5 protein-coding genes are annotated in these 3,856 nt (G+C 65.4%); 4 read left to right on the top strand and 1 reads right to left on the bottom strand.

Annotation, left to right across the window (positions count from 1 at the left end; all coding sequences use genetic code 11):
• Positions 1 to 148 precede the first annotated feature (148 nt).
• Positions 149 to 1,057: a PhzF family phenazine biosynthesis protein gene (locus EN906_RS25960; protein ID WP_127268498.1), complete on the bottom strand. Its 909-nt coding sequence runs from the start codon at positions 1,055 to 1,057 to the stop codon at positions 149 to 151.
• 100 nt (positions 1,058 to 1,157) lie between these two features.
• On the opposite strand from EN906_RS25960, the gene EN906_RS25955 reads away from it, so the two are divergent.
• The 4 genes from EN906_RS25955 to EN906_RS38490 form a co-directional block, all read left to right on the top strand.
• Entirely contained in the window at positions 1,158 to 2,450 is a 1,293-nt protein-coding gene (locus EN906_RS25955) for an efflux RND transporter periplasmic adaptor subunit (RefSeq protein WP_127268497.1), read from the top strand.
• Between the two features lie 4 nt (positions 2,451 to 2,454).
• The gene (locus tag EN906_RS25950; RefSeq protein WP_127268496.1) at positions 2,455 to 3,168 is read left to right on the top strand and encodes an ABC transporter ATP-binding protein; all 714 of its coding nucleotides are present in this window, start codon (positions 2,455 to 2,457) and stop codon (positions 3,166 to 3,168) included.
• Positions 3,165 to 3,632 carry an ABC transporter permease gene (locus EN906_RS25945; protein WP_245484334.1) on the top strand — a complete coding sequence of 156 codons (468 nt, stop codon included), beginning with the start codon at positions 3,165 to 3,167 and terminating at the stop codon, positions 3,630 to 3,632. The genes EN906_RS25950 and EN906_RS25945 overlap by 4 nt, the downstream gene beginning before the upstream one ends.
• Positions 3,623 to 3,856, top strand: a 234-nt coding sequence (locus EN906_RS38490) for an ABC transporter permease (protein ID WP_245484333.1), incomplete at its 3' end; no start/stop codon positions are given. The genes EN906_RS25945 and EN906_RS38490, both read left to right, overlap by 10 nt.

Genomic DNA, 3,856 nt, shown 5'->3' with positions numbered 1-3,856 from the left:
CTGATTAAGAGTCAGCTGCTCTACCAACTGAGCTACGCACCCACTCGGCCGGCAAAAACCGGCGTTGGCGGGCATATAGCCGCCACCACCGGTCCTGTCCAGCCCTGCCGGAATCATTTCCCGACAAATCGACCGAGCATGCGTTCGATCAGATGAACAGCTTGCCCTCCGCCACCTTGATCGCGTTGCCGCCAATACGCGCCGAGGCCAGTTTTCCGCCTTGCACGGTCAGTTCGAGGCGGATGCGCGAAGGCCGGCCCATCTCCAGCCCCTGCTCGATCCACAGCTGCGAAATGCCGTCGGTCGGCGCGTCGAAATGCATGATGGCGCCGGCAAAGGCCGCAGCCGCCGAGCCGGTCGCCGGATCCTCGTAGGAAGGCGTGCCGGGCACGATCATGCGCACATGGAAGGCGCTTTCGTGGTTCACCGTCTCGCGGCAGTAGACATAGGGGCTGGCGAAGGCCCACTCGCTCTTGCGCGGCGCCAGTTCCGACCAGGCCTGGTTGTCCAGCCGGATGCGGCCCGCCGCCTCGAGATTGGCAACTGGAATGGTGACGTAGGGCACGCCGGCCGACCAGAACGCGACGCGGTGATTCTCGAAGCCGATCTCGTGCGGCGTCAGCCCAAGCGCCGCACCGATCGCCTCCGGATCGGCTTCGAGCTTCAGCGGCTCCGGCAGCTTCGCCAGGTCGAACTCGGCAAAAGTGTTGCCGTCATGCTTGCTGACGGCGCACCGCACCGGGCCGATGTTTTCCTCCAGCACGAAGATGCCGGCGCCGCCCTCCTCAGCCAGTTCGGCCAGCGCGATCGCGGCGCCGACCGTCGGATGGCCGGCGAACGGCATTTCATAGTCGGGCGTGAAGATGCGAATGCGGTTTCTGTGCTTGGGATTGTCCGGCGGCAGCACGAACACCGATTCCGACAGATTGAATTCGCGCGCGATGGCCTGCATCGCCGCCGTGTCCAATCCCTTGCTGTCCAGCACGACGGCCAAGGGATTGCCGGCCAGTCGCTCGGTCGTAAACACATCGTAGAGCAAGTAATTCCGGGTTTTCATTCCTGCCTCAATCCCAACATGGGCGAAATTTAATTTGATATTTGAACCAGTAAGCCTGATCTGTGCACAGACGGGATATTACGCATTATAGGGGTCCAGCGTGGACCAGATTGTCAATCTGCCAAAGACGGAATCGGATTCCGCCATCGAGACGGCGCTTGGGCTCGACAGAACGGGTCGGCGCAAATCGCGCCGGCGCGGCTGGCTCTATGCGCTGCTGGCGTTGATCGTGCTCGCTGCCGGGCTTGGCGTCTATCAGTGGTATGCCGGCTCGCCGGCCAGGATCGATTACACCACCGTGCCTGCCGCCAAGGCCGACCTCACCGTCGCGGTGTCGGCGACCGGCACGCTACAGCCCCTTACCCAGGTCGACATTTCAAGCGAACTGTCCGGCATCATCCGCTCGGTCTCGGCCGAGGAGAACCAGCAGGTCAAGAAGGGTGACGTGCTGGCGACACTCGATACGGTGAAACTCGAAGTCCAGATCGAGCGCGCCGAAGCTTCGGCCAAGGCCGCCGCCGCCAATGTCGAGGACGCCACGGTTACGCTGGCCGAAAACGAGAAGGCGCTGGTGCGCGCCGCCGAACTGACCAGGCGCGGCATGGCGACCGACCAGTCGCTTGAAGCAGCAACCGCCACGCGCGACCGTTCCAAGGCAGCGCTCGACAGCGCGCAGGCCAACCTCGCCATCGCCCAGGCCGACCTCAAGGCGCAGCAGACCGACCTTGCCAAGAGCACCATCTATGCGCCGATCGACGGCATCGTGCTGACGCGCTCGGTCGATCCCGGCCAGACGGTCGCCTCTTCGCTGCAGGCGCCGGTGCTGTTCATCATCGCCGCCGATCTCAGGAACATGGAACTGGTGGCGGCGGTCGACGAGGCCGACATCGGCGCGGTCAAGTCAGGCCAGCATGCCCGCTTCACCGTGGATGCGTTCCCCGAGCGGCCGTTCGATGCCGAGATCCGCGACATCTCCTATGCCTCGGTCACCACCGACGGCGTCGTCACCTACAATGCGCGGCTCGAGGTCGACAACAACGAACTGTTGCTGCGGCCCGGCATGACCGCCACCGTTTCGGTCGTCACAAAACAGGCCAAGGGCGTGCTCACCGTACCCGCCACCGCCTTCCGCTATCGCCCGGCGCAGCAGGCCGCCCGCGGCTGGAGCCTGAGCGACCTGTTCACCGGCCGCATGGGGCGCCCCGGCGGCAATCGCCAGCGCCAGGCCGCCACAGTGCCCACCGACGGCTCGCGCATACTCTACGTGCTGGAGAACGGGCGTCCGCACCCGGTCAATGTCAAGATCGGCTCCACCGACGGCGAACTGACCGAGATCATCTCTGGCCTGGATGAAGGCGCACAAATCATCACCGCGTCGCAGCAGCGGAGCTGATGCCGTGGCTGCGGGCGCGACCCTCATCACCTTCGACAAGGTCTGGAAGAGCTACGGCCAGGGCGAGGCCAAGGTGCATGCGCTGGCCGGCGTCGATCTAGCGATCCGGCGTGGCGAATTCGTCGCCATCATGGGTCCATCCGGCTCCGGCAAGTCGACGGCGATGAACATCATCGGCTGCCTCGACACGCCGACGGCCGGAACCTATTCCTTCATGGGCATCGACGCCGGCCGGCTCGACCGCAACCGCCGCGCCATGCTGCGCAACCTTTATGTCGGCTTCGTCTTCCAGGGCTACAATCTGCTGGCCCGCACCACGGCAGCCGAAAATGTCGAACTGCCGCTGATCTATCGGGGTGTTGCCGCGCGCGAGCGCCGAGACCTTGCCATGCAGGCGCTGGCGGAGGTCGGCCTTGTCGGCCGCGAGCACCACACGCCGGCCGAGCTGTCCGGCGGCCAGCAGCAGCGCGTGGCGATCGCGCGCGCCATCGTCACGCGTCCGACACTCCTCGTCGCCGACGAGCCGACCGGCAATCTCGACACCGCCCGCACGCACGAGATCATGGAGCTGCTCACCCGGCTCAACACCGAGCTTGGCCTGACCATCGCCATGGTCACGCATGAGGCCGACGTCGCCGAATATGCCGAACGCACAATCCGCTTCCTCGACGGCCATGTCGCTTCGGATTCCAGGAAGCTGGAGATCGCACAGCCATGATCTGGGAAACCGTCCGCCTCTCGCTGCGCTCGATCCGCCGCAATGTGCTGCGCTCGTTCCTGACGCTGCTCGGCATCGTCATCGGCGTTGCCGCCGTCATCGCCATGCTCACCATCGGCTCGGGCACCACAGCAAAGGTCAAGGCCGACATCTCCAAGCTCGGCAGCAATCTGCTGGTGGTCCGCTCCGGCCGTCCGGCCGGTCCCGGCGGACCGGGCGGGCTCGACCAGGTGGTGCGTCCGCTCGCGGAAAAGGACCTTGCGGCACTTGTGGCGCATCTCAGCGGTGCCCGCGCGATTTCGCCGGCCTCGCAAAAGCAGGTCCGCGTCATCTTCGGCACCGAGAGCCTGACCTCGGGCGTCACCGGCACCGACAGCGCCTATCTCGATGCGCGCGACTGGAAGCTGGTGTCGGGCCGCCCGTTCAGCGATCCGAAACCCGCTCGGGCACAGGCGTGTGCCTGATCGGCGAGACCGTGCGCCAGCAGTTCTTCGGCGCCGGCGATCCCGAGGGCGAGATCATCCGCGTCAACCGCACCTCCTGCAAGATCATCGGCCTGCTCGAGCCCAAGGGCTATACCGGCTTCGGCCAGGACCAGGACAATGTCGTGCTGATGCCGCTGCATGCCTATCAGCGCCGCATCGCCGGCAACCGCGACATCGACAACATCTACATCGCCGCCGACGAC

The sequence above is a fragment of the Mesorhizobium sp. M7A.F.Ca.CA.004.06.1.1 genome, assembly GCF_003999135.1.
GTDB lineage: Bacteria > Pseudomonadota > Alphaproteobacteria > Rhizobiales > Rhizobiaceae > Mesorhizobium.
This window is presented reverse-complemented; position numbering and strand designations above follow the sequence as displayed.

What these genes read in the sequence shown, in the direction of transcription:
- EN906_RS25960 (WP_127268498.1), bottom strand. Translation starts at nt 1,057, where the DNA reads ATGAAAACCCGGAATTACTTGCTCTACGATGTGTTTACGACCGAGCGA.
- EN906_RS25945 (WP_245484334.1), top strand. Translation starts at nt 3,165, where the DNA reads ATGATCTGGGAAACCGTCCGCCTCTCGCTGCGCTCGATCCGCCGCAAT.